Genomic DNA, 12,109 nt, shown 5'->3' on the forward strand with positions numbered 1-12,109 from the left:
GCAATCCAGCTCCAATGGCAACCAGAGCCCCTGGATGCCGGGTCAAGCCCGGCATGACGAAGTGGGTGGCGTGTCCTGGCCGCTGGCCGGAGGCGAGTGCTCGTCATTGCGGGCTTGACCTGCAACCCAGCTCCAATGGCAACCAGAGCCCCTGGATGCCGGGTCGAGCCCCGCATGACGGAGCCATGGAGCGACGGGGCACGGCGGCCCCGCCATGACCGACACGCCGCGGCCGTCTTTCAGTGGCAGGCGCCGCCGCAGCCCGTGATCGCCTCGGCGGGCAGGGCCGCCGGCTGCGCCAGCTGGCCGCTGCGCAGGTCGTAGCCGACGCCGCGCAGGTGCAGCGCCAGCGCCGCATCCATCGTCTGTGCGTGCTGGGGAAACCAGTCCGCCAGCTCGCGGATCATCTGCCGGATCGGGGCCAGCTGGCCTTCGCCGGCCAGCCTGGCGCCTTCGCGCAGCACCTGCAGCACGACCTGGTGCTGGGTGGCGTGGCAGTTCACGCTCGCAAACCCGGTGTCCCGCATCCAGGCGTCCTCGCGACCGAAATGGTCGGCGGTGTGAGCCACCAGCTCGTCCCACCGAGCGGCCACCTCCGCGTCGCCGGCGGCCTCGCAGCGGGCCAGCAGGTCCACGAATTCGCGGTGGGTGTCGTCCATCACGTCGAGGCCGAGTTCGAGGGCCTCGGACCAGGGCAGTCGTGCCATGGGGCATGTCTCCTTTGCAGCGCGGCAGGGTAGGGCCGGCGCACGGCGGCGGCCTTGATCCAGGTCATGCACCGGCGAACGATCGCGTCGCACTCGCGGGGCCGCGTCAGGGCGCCGCCGCGAAAAAAACGCGCGGTGCGGCCGCTCACGGCGCCGCACCGCGGCAGGGAACGCGGCCCGCGGCGGTAAGCTCGCCCCATGCTGCTCACCCCTTCGTACTCGGCGGCCAGCGAGGCGCCGTCGCTGCTGCGCTCGCGCGGCTATGCGGTCGTCAGCCCGCACGGCGTGGCCGAACTGGCGGGTTGCGCGCTCGCGCAGCTGCAGGCGCTCGTGCCCTCGTGGGACGACCTGCCGCCGGACACCTACCTCAAGGACGGCGGGCGCTACCGGCGCCGACGCCACTCGTGCTTCGTGGTGCAGGACGACGCGGTCCGGCAGGCGCCGCACCGCGCGCACTGGCAGCCGGTCGAATACAACGCCCTGCACGGCGGCATGCAGCGCTGGTTCGAGCCGATGCGGCCCGGGGTCGCGTCGGCACCGGCGTGGGACGGACTGCTGCGCGGGCTGGCGCGCGTGTGCTCGCAGCTGAAGGGGCCGCAGCCCTGGTTCGTCGAGGCCCACCAGTTCCGCATCGACACCACCGACGGCATCGGCCGGCCCACGCCCGAAGGCGCGCACCGCGACGGCGTCGACCTGGTGGCGGTGTTCCTGGTCGCGCGCGAAGGCGTCAAGGGCGGGGAGACGCGGGTGTTCGACGCGCACGGCCCGGCGGGCCAGCGGTTCACGCTCGGCGAGCCGTGGAGCCTGCTGCTGCTGGACGACGAACGCGTGATCCACGAGACCACGCCGATCCAGCCCACCGCCCCGGGCGGGCACCGCGACACGCTGGTGCTGACCTACCGCGCCGGCGGCTTCCAGGGCGACTGACCGGCGGCGCCAGCCCCGGGCCGGCGCCGCGCCGGCCGGTGCGCCATGCGCCGCCTCAGGCGTCGCGGACGTCGCCCACCGGGTTGCGGCCGAAGTCGGGCCGGGCCAGGTAGCCCAGCACGCGCGCCGCGGCATCGTGCGGCGAGGTGAGCACGCCCTGGTCCTTCATGCCCCGGAAATTGCCGACGTCGGGAAAGCGAGACGGATCCGCGCTGCGCAGCTGCACCTGCATGTCGGTGTCGATCACGCCGGGCGCGAGCGAGCACACCAGCGCGCCGTGGGGCCGCTGCGCCTCCTCCAGCGCCACGCACCGGGTGAAGTGGTCCATGCCGGCCTTGGCGGCGCAATAGGGAGCCTGCGACGCCATCGCCCGCCGGCCGAGGCCGGACGAGATGTTCAGCACCCGGCGCGCGCAGGTCCAGGACGCGGTCGCGTGCAGGAAGGCGCCGGTCAGGAGCATCGGCGCCTCCAGCCCCACGCGAAGCGCCTGCGCGAGGTCGGGCGCGGGGATGTCCCCGATGGGGGCGATGGCGGGGATGACGCCGGCGTTGTTGATCAGCGTGACGCTGGCCAGCCGCGCCGGGTCCTGCGCGGACAGCCAGGTCTGCAGCTTCGCCGCCACCGTCTCGGCGCGGGCCAGGTCCTGCGGCCACTGTTCGAGCGTGCGTCCGGCGTCGCGCGCCCGCGCGGCGAGCGCGTCGCTGGTCTTGCGCGAGATGCACAGCAGGTCGTGCCCGGCGTCCAGCAGCTGCTCGGCCATGGCGAGCCCCATGCCGCGCGAGGCGCCGGTGAGGATGGTGAGGTGGGTGGCGGAAGTCATGCGCCGCATCGTACGCGGGCGGCGCCTAGAACGGCGCCGGGCTGTGCCATTGCAGCGGATGGCCGTCCACCGGGTGCGCCAGCGCCAGCTCGCTGGCGTGCAGCAGCAGGCGCGGGCTGGCGGCGGCGACCTCGGGCGGCGCGTACAGCGCGTCGCCGACGATCGGATGGCCGATGGCGTGCAGGTGCACGCGCAGCTGGTGCGAGCGGCCGGTGACGGGTTCGAGCTCGATCCGGCTGGTGCCGGGCAGCGGGCCGGCGCCCACGAGGCGCCACCGCGTCATGCTGGGGCGGCCGCGGACCGGATCGACCTGCTGGCGCGGCCGGCGGGGCCAGTCCGCGCCGAGCGGCAGGTCGATCGTTGACCAGCCGTCCCCGGCCTCCTGGCGGGGGACGCCCTGCACGACGGCCACGTAGCGCTTGCGCACCTGGCGGCGCTCGAAGGCCATCGACAGCGCCCGCTGCGCGGCGGGACCGCGGCCCAGGATCCACAGGCCCGAGGTCGCCATGTCCAGGCGGTGCACCACGAGCGCGTCCGGAAACAGCGCCTGCACGCGCCGCGCCAGGCAGTCCTGCTTGTCCTCGCCGCGGCCCGGCACGCTCAGCAGGCCGGCGGGCTTGTCGACCACGATGCACGCGGCGTCCGAGTGCAACACCGTGACATCGCCCGTTCCCGATAATCCTTGCACCATGCCTTTCGCCACCGCCATGCCCGCCTCGCTGCAGACCATTGTGCTGCTGGTCTGCTCCAACCTGTTCATGACGATGGCCTGGTACGGCCACCTGAAGAACCTGGCCGGCAAGCCGTGGTGGATCGCGGCGCTGGTCAGCTGGGGCATCGCGCTGGCCGAATACCTGCTGCAGGTGCCGGCCAACCGCATCGGCTTCGCCCAGGCCGGCTTCTCGGTGGCGCAGCTCAAGATCGTGCAGGAGGTGATCACGCTGTCGGTGTTCGTGCCGTTCGCCGTGGTCTACCTGAACCAGCCGCTCAAGCTCGATTACCTGTGGGCGGCCCTGTGCATGGTGGGTGCCGCCTACTTCATGTTCCGCGGCGCCTGAAGGGCGCGCGGGCGCGCCCGGCTACACTCGCCAGTCACCAATTTTCACGGACGGGTCCGAATGCTCTTCGGCAAGCTGCTGCCGCGAGAAGGCAACTTCTTCGACATGTTCAACCAGCACGCGGCCCGCGTCGTCGAGGCCGCGCATGCGTTCGCCAAGCTGGTGGCCAACTACTCCGATCCCGCGCTGCGCGAGCAGTACAACCGGGAGGTCGACAACGCCGAGCGCGCCGCCGACCGGGTCACGCACGAGGTCAATCGGCTGATCCACAAGACGTTCATCACGCCGATCGACCGCGACCAGATCCACACGCTGATCAACACGATGGACGACGTGGCGGACCTGATCCAGGATTCCGCCGAGACCATGGCCCTGTACGACGTGCGCCAGGTCAACGAGGAGATCACGCGCCTGACGGACCTGTCGGTCAAGTGCTGCGAGCGGGTCAAGGAAGCCGTCGCCCTGATCGGCGGGCTGGCCGACGCGGCCACCGCCGAGGCCGCGCTCAAGACCTGCGAGGAGATCGACCGGCTCGAATCCGACGCCGACCGGGTGATGCGCTCGGCCATGAGCCGGCTGTTCCGCGAGGAGCCGGACGTGCGCGAGGTGCTCAAGCTCAAGGCCATCTACGAGCTGCTGGAGACCATCACCGACAAGTGCGAGGACGTGGCCAACGTCATCGAAGGCATCATTCTCGAGCACTCCTGAGCACCGCATGAACGCGACCCAAGCCGCCCTCTGGGTGGTGATCATGCTGGTGGCCCTGGCCCTGGCGTTCGATTTCATGAACGGCTTCCACGACGCGGCGAACTCCATCGCCACGGTCGTGTCGACCGGCGTGCTGCGGCCCACCACGGCCGTCGTGTTCGCCGCGTTCTTCAACTTCGTGGCCGTCTTCATCTTCCACCTGAGCGTGGCGGCGACCATCGGCAAGGGCATCGTGGAGCCGGGGGTGGTGGACACGCACATCGTGTTCGGCGCGCTCCTGGGGGCCACGGCCTGGAACCTGCTCACCTGGTGGTACGGCATTCCCAGCAGCTCGTCGCACGCGCTGATCGGCGGCATCGTGGGCGCCGTGATCGCCAAGACCGGCGCCCAGGCGCTGATCGGGGCCGGCATCTGGAAGACGGTGCTGTTCATCTTCGTCTCGCCGCTGCTCGGTTTCCTGCTCGGCTCGCTGATGATGGTGCTGGTGTCGCACGTGTTCCGGCGCGCCACGCCCTCGCGCGTGGACCGCTGGTTCCGCCGCCTGCAGCTGGTCTCTGCGGGCGCCTACAGCCTGGGCCACGGTGGCAACGACGCGCAGAAGACCATCGGCATCATCTGGCTGCTGCTGATCGCCAGCGGCCATGTGGCGGCCGGCGACAAGTCGCCGCCCGCCTGGGTGATCACCGCCTGCTACCTGGCCATCGGCGCGGGCACCATGTTCGGCGGCTGGCGCATCGTCAAGACCATGGGCCAGAAGATCACCAAGTTGAAGCCCGTGGGCGGCTTCTGCGCCGAGACCGGCGGGGCGCTCACGCTGTTCCTGGCCACCGCGCTGGGCATCCCGGTATCCACCACGCACACGATCACCGGCGCCATCGTCGGCGTCGGCTCCACGCAGCGCGCCAGCGCCGTGCGCTGGGGCGTGGCGGGCAACATCGTGTGGGCCTGGATCTTCACCATCCCCGCCGCCGCCTTCATGGCCGGCATCGGGTACTGGATCAGCCTGCAGCTGTTCTGATCCTGGATTCCGGCCTTCGCCGGAATGACGCGGTGGGGTGTCATGGCAGGCTCGGCCCGCGGTCCAGGCCGTCCCCGTGTTTCACGGCAGGGTGTCATTGCGGGCTTGCCCGCAATCCAGGCCCGGAACGACACGGTGCGCTGTCATTGCGGGCTTGACCCGCAATCCAGCCGTCCCGGTGCTTCAGCCCGGGATGATCACCGGCGGCTTCGGATGCAGCCGCGCCATCGACAGGCTGTCGACGAAGCGCCCGCCCGTGAGCGAGTAACCGCGGTGGCGGCCCTCCTCGACGAAACCCAGGCTCTCGTACAGCGCCCGCGCGCGGGCGTTGTCGGCGTGCACGTGCAACTCGATGCGCAGCACGCCGGCCCAGTTGTCGGCCCAGTCCAGCAGGCGCTGCATCATGCGGCGGCCGACGCCGCGGCCCTGCCACTCGGGGGCGATGGCGATGCCCAGGTCGCGCACGTGCAGGCGGCGCAGGCTCATGCCGACCGAGTGCAGGCCGGCGCAACCCACCACCTCGCCGCCCGCCACGGCCACCAGGCGGCAATCGCGCGTCTCCACCTTCTGCAGGTGCTCCAGGCGCGAGGCGACCGGCATGTCCGGCAGCTGCAGCGTGCCTTCGGCCGTGCCGATGCGCCCGAGCAGGGCGGACGTGCCCAGGGCGTCGGCCGGTTCGGCGGCACGGATCACGATGGCGTCGGCTGGCTGGGTGGCGGCCATGAAGCGGCTCCTTCGGATGCGGGTGAATGGACGAGCCACTGTAGCGGCTGCCGGCGCCGGCGCGCCATGCCGGCTCGGCATCGGCCCATGCGCGGCCCCCGCTACTCGGAGATCCGGCGGCCTTCCTCGACCTGGGCCTGGAAGTAGCCCTGGAAGCTGATGGCGATGCTGGTCATGAGCACGCCGGCGCCGACCATCAGCGACAGCACGATGGCCCAGATGGTCGCCCAGCGGGTCTGGCCGGCGGGCGCCTCGGGGTCGGCCGCCGGGTTGAAGCGGGCGTTCCACTCCGGAGGCTTGCGCAGGCCGTAGACGATGGCGGTGAGGCAGCAGCCGGCCACGGTGAAACCGAGCACCGGCACCAGCACCCAGCTCAGGGCGTCGTCCTGGCCCAGTGACCACATCCGCAGCACGCCGTAGGCGCCCACCAGCGTGGGCAGCGGCAGCAGCCAGCCGAGAAGATCGCGCGGGCCGTGCAGGTAGAAGCGATGCAGCCCCAGCGGGCCGCCCAGGAAGGCCAGCCAGGCGGCGAGTGTCTTGCTCTTCATGCCTCGGGCGCCGTGGCGTCCCCGGCGCCCAGCGGCCGGTCCATCAGCACGATGTCCAGCCAGCGGCCGAACTTCCAGCCGCACGAGGCGATCGTGCCCACCGGCTGGAAGCCCAGCGCCCGGTGCACGCCGACCGAGCCGGCGTTGGCCGAGTCGCCGATCACGGCGATGAGCTTGCGCACGCCGGCCGCTTCGGCCTGCGCCGCCAGCGCGGCCAGCAACTGCTTGCCCAGCCCCTGGCCCGCCGCGTCGGGGTGCAGGTAGATCGAGTCCTCGGCCGAGTAGCGGTAGGCCGGCCGGGGCTTGAACCACTGGCAGTAGGCGTAGCCCAGCACCTGGCCGCCGCGCTCCAGCACCAGCCAGGGCAGGCCCTTGGCCAGCACGTCGGCCCGGCGGGCCGCCATCTCCGCCTCGGTGGGCGGGGTGGTCTCGAAGGTGCCGGTGCCGTGCAGCACGTGGTGGGCATAGATCGCGGTGATCGCGGGCAGGTCGGCTTCCGTGCTGGGGCGAATGGTGCTCATGGGGGAGGGTCGGCTATAATCGCGGGCTTTCCAGCGTGTCGCTGGCCGGGTGGCCATGTCGCGTGTCTCAACGCTGGAAGACACTCCGCGCAGCCGCCGCATCCAACGTGAAGCAGCGGCTCGTACCACCCGAAGGATAAATCATGGTCGTGATTCGACTCTCCCGCGGCGGCTCCAAGGGCCGTCCGTTCTTCAACATCGTCGTCGCCGACAAGCGCGTGCGCCGCGACGGCCGCTTCATCGAGCGCCTGGGTTTCTACAACCCGACGGCCAAGGACAACGAGGAAGGCGTGCGCATCGCCCAGGACCGCCTGACCTACTGGCGCAGCGTCGGCGCGCAGGCTTCGCCCACGGTGGAGCGCCTGCTCAAGCAAGCCGCCGCCAAGGCGCCCGCCGCCGCGGCCTGACGCCTCGATGATGTTGCCGGGCCTGGAGCCCGCGGAACTTCCCGCGGACGCCGTCGAAGTCGGGCGCATCCACGACGCCTGGGGCGTCAAGGGCTGGTTCAAGGTCCTGCCCCACAGCGCTTCCCCGGAGGCGCTTTTTTCTTCCCGGCGCTGGTTCCTGCAGCCGTCCGAGCGGGCGGCCAAGCCGCCCTTTTCCGGCACGGTGCTGCTGCGCGTGCGCGAGGCCAAGGAGCATTCGGACAGCGTCGTCGCCCACGCCCATGACGTGGACGACCGCGATGCCGCCGAGGCGCTCAAGGGCTCGCGCATCTTCGTGCCGCGTTCGAGCTTTCCCACCGCCGCCGACGACGAGTACTACTGGGTCGACCTGATCGGCCTGCAGGTCGTCAACCGCGAAGGGCTGGTGCTGGGCGAGGTGCGCGACCTGATGGCCACCGGCCCGCAGACGGTGCTCGTGCTCGCCTACGACGACGGCGGCAAGCCCGCCGAGCGCATGATCCCGTTCGTGTCGGCCTTCGTCGATGCGGTGGACCTGCCGGGCCGGCGCATCACCGTCGACTGGCAACCGGACTACTGAGGCCCTGCCGGGCCCGGCCCGGCCACGCGGACCGGGCCCGACAATCGCCCCATGCGCTTCGACGTCCTGACCCTGTTTCCCGAACTGTTCGGGCCGTTCCTGGAGAGCGGCGTCACGCGCCGCGCGTACGAGATGCGGCAGGTCGACGTGCGCCTGTGGAACCCGCGCGACTTCGCCGAGGGCAACTACCGGCGGGTGGACGACCGGCCGTTCGGCGGCGGCCCGGGCATGGTGATGATGGCCGAGCCGCTGGCGCGCTGCCTCGCGGCCGTGCGCGCCGAGCGGGGCGAGGGCGCTCCCGTCGTGCTGTTCTCGCCCACCGGCAGCCGCCTGGACCATGCCGCGGTCGAGGGCTGGTCGGCGGGCGCCGGCGCCATCCTGCTGTGCGGCCGCTACGAGGGCATCGACCAGCGCTTCATCGACGCCCACGTGGACGTGCAGCTGAGCCTGGGCGACTTCGTCCTGTCCGGCGGCGAGATCGCCGCCATGGCGCTGCTCGACGCAGTGGCCCGGCTGCAGCCGGGCGTGCTGAACGACACCGGCAGCCACGAGGCCGACAGCTTCAACCCGGCCATCGACGGCCTGCTGGACTGCCCGCACTACACCCGGCCCGAGGACTGGGAGGGCCGCCGCGTGCCGGCGCCGCTGCTGTCGGGCCACCATGCCCAGATCGAGCGCTGGCGCCGCGAGCGCCGCCTGGAGGCGACGGCCCGGCTGCGTCCCGACCTGCTGGCCGCCGCCCGCTCCGCGGGCCGGCTGACCGCCTCGGACGAGGCGTTCCTGGCCCGCCTGGCGCCGGGCCGGCCCGCCGGGCTATAATCACAGGCTCTCCGATCCTCTGCCCGGCCGTCAACAGTCGAAGGAAGGACGCCACGCGCGTCGTTCCGGGCCCCTTGACCGGGTGCCGCGACATCCTTTCCAACCAGGCGCGGGCACGATCGACGGAAACCACCATGAACCTGATCCAGACCCTCGAGCAAGAGGAAATCGCCCGCCTGGGCAAGAAGATCCCCGACTTCGCCCCCGGCGACACGGTGATCGTGAGCGTCAACGTCGTCGAAGGCACCCGCAAGCGCGTGCAGGCCTACGAGGGCGTGGTGATCGCCAAGCGCAACCGCGGCCTGAACAGCGGCTTCACCGTGCGCAAGATCTCCAGCGGCGAAGGCGTCGAGCGGACCTTCCAGACCTACAGCCCGCTGATCGCCGGCATCGAGGTCAAGCGCCGCGGCGACGTGCGCCGCGCCAAGCTGTACTACCTGCGCGAGCGCAGCGGCAAGTCGGCCCGCATCAAGGAAAAGCTGGCCCACGGCACCCGCTCGGCTGCTGCCGCCCCCGCCGCCGAGTAAGCGTCCTTCCGCTGCAGGCGAAGCCGCCGCCGGCCTTTGGGGCTCGCGGCGGTTTTTCTTTTCCACCATGACCAACGAACGCGTCCCGCCGCTGCCGCCCGACCTGGTGCCGCTGTCCAAGCTGCCCAACTTCGACCCGCGCACCGTGCCGGTGGCGGCGATCGATTCGCACCTGCCGGCCGTCGTGCCCGAGCAATTGCGGCCCGGCGCGATCCGCCAGCGCTTTCGCTTCCCGCCGCCGTGGGAGCCGGAGGCGCGGGCCGAGCCGCGCTTCACCGATCGCCAGCTGGCGCATGCCTCGGTGCTGGTGCCGATCGTCCTGCGCGAGCGGCCTACGGTGCTGCTGACCGAGCGCACGGCGCACCTGTCGACCCACTCGGGGCAGATCGCCTTTCCCGGCGGCAAGCGCGACGACACCGACCGCGACGCGGCCCACACGGCGCTGCGCGAGGCCGAGGAGGAGATCGGCCTGGCCGGCGAGCACGTCGAGGTCGTCGGCCAGCTGCCCACCTACACCACGGGCACGCGGTTCGTCGTCACGCCGGTCATCGCCTTCGTGCAGCCGCACGCGCCGCTCACGCTCAACGAGCACGAGGTCGCCGACGCGTTCGAGGTGCCGCTGCAGTTCCTGATGAACCCGGCCCACCACCGCCGCCACGTGATGGATGCGGCCGGCGCGCGCCGCGAGTGGTTCTCGATGCCGTACATGGACGGCACGACCGAGCGCTTCATCTGGGGCGCGACCGCGGCGATGTTGCGTAATTTCTACCGCTTCCTCGCGGCCTGACGGCGCCGGCCGGGCCGGCCCGTATCATCGGCCCATGAGTTTCTTCGCCATCCTGTTCGCGCTGCTGATCGAGCAGGTGCGGCCGCTGGCGCGCCACAACCCCATCCACACCGGCTTGCGCTCGTGGGCCCGCTGGGCGAGCCGCAACTTCGACGCCGGCAAGCCGCACCACGGCTGGATCGCCTGGGGCGTGGCCACGCTGGCGCCCGCCATCGCGGCGCTGGCGATCCACTGGGCGCTGCTGCTCACGCTCGGCTGGCTGGCCGCGGTGGCGTGGAGCGCCGCCGTGCTGTACGTGACGCTGGGCTTCCGGCAGTTCAGCCACCACTTCACCGCCATCCGCGACGCGCTGGACGCGGGCGACGAGGACCGCGCCCGCGAACTGCTCGCGCAGTGGCAGCAGGTCGACGCGGCGCAGCTGCCACGGCGCGAGATCGTCCGGCACGTGATCGAGTACTCCGTGCTGGCGGCGCACCGGCACGTGTTCGGGGTGCTGGCCTGGTTCTCGGTGCTGGCCGCGTTCGGCCTCGGGCCGGCGGGCGCGGTGCTGTACCGGATGGCCGAGTTCGTGACCCGCTACTGGCGCCACCGCAGCCGGGTGCAGCCGGTGAGCGAGGCCGCGCAGCTGGCCGCCGTGCGCGCCTGGTACGTCATCGACTGGCTGCCGGCGCGCATCACGGCGCTCGCCTTCGCCGTGGTCGGCAGCTTCGAGGAGGCCATCGACTGCTGGCGCAACCACGCGCAGCGCTTCCCGAACGACAACGACGGCGTGATCCTCGCCGCCACCTCCGGCGCCGTGAACGTGCGGCTGGGCGGCGAGGCGCTGCGCTCGGCGTTCGCGCCCAACGGCTCGCAGGCGTTCAACGCCGCTTCGGCGGCCGCGGCCACCGAGGCCGACAGCGAGAGCACCCCCGGCCGCGAGGCCGAGCCCGCGCACCTGCGCAGCATCGTGGGCCTGGTCTGGCGCACGGTCGTCCTGTGGATGGTGCTGCTGGCGCTGCTCACGCTGGCGCGCCTGCTGGGCTGACCCGCGTTCACCAGCGCGGCGGCTGGCTCAGTTCCTCGAACAGGTCGCAGTAGATGCGGTACCGGTTGGCCGTGATCAGGCCGGCCCCGTCGGCATGCGCCACCGCGGCGATGACCGCGCAGCCGGGCTCGTGCCGGTGCGTGCAGTTGTGGAACCGGCACTGGCCCAGGTGCGGCCGCAGGTCGCGCATCAGGCTGGCCAGGGCCATCGGCTCGATGTGGTTCAGGCCGAATTCCTGGAACCCCGGGGAGTCGATGAGCGCGGTGCGCCGCTGCGCGTCCACCCAGTACCAGGTGGTGCTGGTCGTGGTGTGCTTGCCCGAGTTGAGTGCGCGCGAGATCTCGCCGGTCTGCACCAGCGCGCCGGGCACCAGCAGGTTGATCAGCGTGCTCTTGCCCGCGCCCGAGGGGCCGAGCACCAGCGTGGTCTTGCCTTCCAGGTGCGCCAGCAGGTGTTCGCGGTCGACGTCGCCGGACAGGCGCAGCGACAGCGGCAGCACGCCGTAGCCCATCTGCTGGTAGGGCCGCAGGCGGCCCCACGCCCGCTCGAACGGCTCGACGAGGTCGCTCTTGTTCAGGGCGATCAGCGGCGTGATGCGCTCGGCCTCGGCCGCGATCAGCGCGCGCGCGAGCTGCTGCTCCGAGAACTCGGGCTCCGCAGCGATCAGCACCAGCACCTGGTCGAGGTTGGCGGCGAAGGACTTGGTGCGGATCTCGTCCTGGCGGTAGAAAAGGTTGCGGCGCGGCTCGACGCGCTCGATGGTGCCCTCGTCGTGGGAGGGGCGCCACTGCACGCGGTCGCCCACGACCGCCTGGGTCTTCTTGCCGCGCGGGTGGCAGATGCGGCGCGCGCCGTCGGGCGTCTCCACCAGGCAGTGGCGGCCGAAGCCGGCCACGACCAGGCCCGCGTCCAGCCCCGCCGCGTCAGCCAAGCGC

17 protein-coding genes are annotated in these 12,109 nt (G+C 71.8%); 10 read left to right on the top strand and 7 right to left on the bottom strand.

Going from position 1 to position 12,109, the window contains the following annotated elements:
- Positions 1 to 239: 239 nt before the first annotated feature.
- Entirely contained in the window at positions 240 to 707 is a 468-nt protein-coding gene (locus AC3ANR_RS07800; protein WP_488291314.1) for a bacteriohemerythrin, read from the bottom strand.
- Between the two features lie 198 nt (positions 708 to 905).
- Between AC3ANR_RS07800 and AC3ANR_RS07805 the strand changes: the two genes are divergently transcribed.
- Entirely contained in the window at positions 906 to 1,634 is a 729-nt protein-coding gene (locus tag AC3ANR_RS07805; RefSeq protein ID WP_488291315.1) for a 2OG-Fe dioxygenase family protein, read from the top strand.
- A 55-nt stretch (positions 1,635 to 1,689) separates the two neighbouring features.
- Here AC3ANR_RS07805 and AC3ANR_RS07810 read toward each other — a convergent pair whose 3' ends face one another.
- Entirely contained in the window at positions 1,690 to 2,463 is a 774-nt protein-coding gene (locus AC3ANR_RS07810) for an SDR family NAD(P)-dependent oxidoreductase (protein WP_488291316.1), read from the bottom strand.
- 16 nt (positions 2,464 to 2,479) lie between these two features.
- Positions 2,480 to 3,145 (bottom strand): RluA family pseudouridine synthase, encoded by a 666-nt coding sequence (locus AC3ANR_RS07815; protein WP_488291767.1) that lies wholly within the window; start codon positions 3,143 to 3,145, stop codon positions 2,480 to 2,482.
- On the opposite strand from AC3ANR_RS07815, the gene AC3ANR_RS07820 reads away from it, so the two are divergent.
- Genes AC3ANR_RS07820 through AC3ANR_RS07830 form a run of 3 tightly spaced genes read left to right on the top strand, consistent with a single transcriptional unit; the run spans position 3,144 to position 5,238 of the window.
- Complete coding sequence (locus AC3ANR_RS07820) at positions 3,144 to 3,512, top strand: DMT family protein (protein ID WP_488291317.1); 369 nt, start codon at positions 3,144 to 3,146, stop codon at positions 3,510 to 3,512. The genes AC3ANR_RS07815 and AC3ANR_RS07820 overlap by 2 nt on opposite strands.
- A gap of 60 nt (positions 3,513 to 3,572) precedes the next feature.
- Positions 3,573 to 4,220 carry a DUF47 domain-containing protein gene (locus tag AC3ANR_RS07825; protein WP_488291318.1) on the top strand — a complete coding sequence of 216 codons (648 nt, stop codon included), beginning with the start codon at positions 3,573 to 3,575 and terminating at the stop codon, positions 4,218 to 4,220.
- 7 nt (positions 4,221 to 4,227) lie between these two features.
- On the top strand, positions 4,228 to 5,238 hold the full coding sequence (locus AC3ANR_RS07830) for an inorganic phosphate transporter (protein WP_488291319.1): 1,011 nt from the start codon (positions 4,228 to 4,230) through the stop codon (positions 5,236 to 5,238).
- 183 nt (positions 5,239 to 5,421) lie between these two features.
- Here AC3ANR_RS07830 and AC3ANR_RS07835 read toward each other — a convergent pair whose 3' ends face one another.
- The 3 genes from AC3ANR_RS07835 to AC3ANR_RS07845 all read right to left on the bottom strand — a co-directional run bounded on the left by AC3ANR_RS07835 (position 5,422) and on the right by AC3ANR_RS07845 (position 7,030).
- A complete protein-coding gene (locus AC3ANR_RS07835; RefSeq protein ID WP_488291320.1) occupies positions 5,422 to 5,961 on the bottom strand; it encodes a GNAT family N-acetyltransferase in 540 nt (179 codons plus the stop codon).
- 101 nt (positions 5,962 to 6,062) lie between these two features.
- A complete protein-coding gene (locus AC3ANR_RS07840) occupies positions 6,063 to 6,509 on the bottom strand; it encodes a hypothetical protein (protein WP_488291321.1) in 447 nt (148 codons plus the stop codon).
- Positions 6,506 to 7,030, bottom strand: coding sequence for a GNAT family N-acetyltransferase (locus tag AC3ANR_RS07845; RefSeq protein ID WP_488291322.1), 525 nt, complete (start codon positions 7,028 to 7,030; stop codon positions 6,506 to 6,508). Before AC3ANR_RS07845 ends, AC3ANR_RS07840 begins: the two co-directional genes overlap by 4 nt.
- Positions 7,031 to 7,173: 143 nt before the next feature.
- Here AC3ANR_RS07845 and rpsP point away from each other — a divergent pair, with 143 nt between their 5' ends.
- The 6 genes from rpsP to AC3ANR_RS07875 all read left to right on the top strand — a co-directional run bounded on the left by rpsP (position 7,174) and on the right by AC3ANR_RS07875 (position 11,174).
- Complete coding sequence (gene rpsP / locus AC3ANR_RS07850; protein WP_488291323.1) at positions 7,174 to 7,437, top strand: 30S ribosomal protein S16; 264 nt, start codon at positions 7,174 to 7,176, stop codon at positions 7,435 to 7,437.
- A 7-nt stretch (positions 7,438 to 7,444) separates the two neighbouring features.
- Positions 7,445 to 8,014: a ribosome maturation factor RimM gene (rimM, locus tag AC3ANR_RS07855; RefSeq protein WP_488291324.1), complete on the top strand. Its 570-nt coding sequence runs from the start codon at positions 7,445 to 7,447 to the stop codon at positions 8,012 to 8,014.
- A gap of 51 nt (positions 8,015 to 8,065) precedes the next feature.
- On the top strand, positions 8,066 to 8,833 hold the full coding sequence (gene trmD / locus AC3ANR_RS07860) for a tRNA (guanosine(37)-N1)-methyltransferase TrmD (protein WP_488291325.1): 768 nt from the start codon (positions 8,066 to 8,068) through the stop codon (positions 8,831 to 8,833).
- A gap of 134 nt (positions 8,834 to 8,967) precedes the next feature.
- Positions 8,968 to 9,360: a 50S ribosomal protein L19 gene (gene rplS, locus AC3ANR_RS07865; RefSeq protein ID WP_488291326.1), complete on the top strand. Its 393-nt coding sequence runs from the start codon at positions 8,968 to 8,970 to the stop codon at positions 9,358 to 9,360.
- A 67-nt stretch (positions 9,361 to 9,427) separates the two neighbouring features.
- On the top strand, positions 9,428 to 10,147 hold the full coding sequence (locus AC3ANR_RS07870) for a CoA pyrophosphatase (protein WP_488291327.1): 720 nt from the start codon (positions 9,428 to 9,430) through the stop codon (positions 10,145 to 10,147).
- Positions 10,148 to 10,181: 34 nt separating this feature from the next.
- On the top strand, positions 10,182 to 11,174 hold the full coding sequence (locus AC3ANR_RS07875; protein ID WP_488291328.1) for a CobD/CbiB family protein: 993 nt from the start codon (positions 10,182 to 10,184) through the stop codon (positions 11,172 to 11,174).
- 7 nt (positions 11,175 to 11,181) lie between these two features.
- Here AC3ANR_RS07875 and rsgA read toward each other — a convergent pair whose 3' ends face one another.
- A complete protein-coding gene (gene rsgA / locus AC3ANR_RS07880; protein WP_488291329.1) occupies positions 11,182 to 12,105 on the bottom strand; it encodes a ribosome small subunit-dependent GTPase A in 924 nt (307 codons plus the stop codon).
- Positions 12,106 to 12,109 lie beyond the last annotated feature (4 nt).

Source organism: Ramlibacter sp. JJN2-2R, from assembly GCF_057747835.1.

Excerpts from the sequence above, each read along its gene's own strand:
- AC3ANR_RS07800 (WP_488291314.1), bottom strand. The coding sequence starts at position 707 with ATGGCACGACTGCCCTGGTCCGAGGCCCTCGAACTCGGCCTCGACGTG.
- AC3ANR_RS07805 (WP_488291315.1), top strand. The coding sequence starts at position 906 with ATGCTGCTCACCCCTTCGTACTCGGCGGCCAGCGAGGCGCCGTCGCTG.
- AC3ANR_RS07810 (WP_488291316.1), bottom strand. The coding sequence starts at position 2,463 with ATGCGGCGCATGACTTCCGCCACCCACCTCACCATCCTCACCGGCGCC.
- AC3ANR_RS07820 (WP_488291317.1), top strand. The coding sequence starts at position 3,144 with ATGCCTTTCGCCACCGCCATGCCCGCCTCGCTGCAGACCATTGTGCTG.
- AC3ANR_RS07815 (WP_488291767.1), bottom strand. The coding sequence starts at position 3,145 with ATGGTGCAAGGATTATCGGGAACGGGCGATGTCACGGTGTTGCACTCG.
- AC3ANR_RS07825 (WP_488291318.1), top strand. The coding sequence starts at position 3,573 with ATGCTCTTCGGCAAGCTGCTGCCGCGAGAAGGCAACTTCTTCGACATG.
- AC3ANR_RS07830 (WP_488291319.1), top strand. The coding sequence starts at position 4,228 with ATGAACGCGACCCAAGCCGCCCTCTGGGTGGTGATCATGCTGGTGGCC.
- AC3ANR_RS07835 (WP_488291320.1), bottom strand. The coding sequence starts at position 5,961 with ATGGCCGCCACCCAGCCAGCCGACGCCATCGTGATCCGTGCCGCCGAA.
- AC3ANR_RS07840 (WP_488291321.1), bottom strand. The coding sequence starts at position 6,509 with ATGAAGAGCAAGACACTCGCCGCCTGGCTGGCCTTCCTGGGCGGCCCG.
- AC3ANR_RS07845 (WP_488291322.1), bottom strand. The coding sequence starts at position 7,030 with ATGAGCACCATTCGCCCCAGCACGGAAGCCGACCTGCCCGCGATCACC.
- rpsP (WP_488291323.1), top strand. The coding sequence starts at position 7,174 with ATGGTCGTGATTCGACTCTCCCGCGGCGGCTCCAAGGGCCGTCCGTTC.
- rimM (WP_488291324.1), top strand. The coding sequence starts at position 7,445 with ATGATGTTGCCGGGCCTGGAGCCCGCGGAACTTCCCGCGGACGCCGTC.
- trmD (WP_488291325.1), top strand. The coding sequence starts at position 8,066 with ATGCGCTTCGACGTCCTGACCCTGTTTCCCGAACTGTTCGGGCCGTTC.
- rplS (WP_488291326.1), top strand. The coding sequence starts at position 8,968 with ATGAACCTGATCCAGACCCTCGAGCAAGAGGAAATCGCCCGCCTGGGC.
- AC3ANR_RS07870 (WP_488291327.1), top strand. The coding sequence starts at position 9,428 with ATGACCAACGAACGCGTCCCGCCGCTGCCGCCCGACCTGGTGCCGCTG.
- AC3ANR_RS07875 (WP_488291328.1), top strand. The coding sequence starts at position 10,182 with ATGAGTTTCTTCGCCATCCTGTTCGCGCTGCTGATCGAGCAGGTGCGG.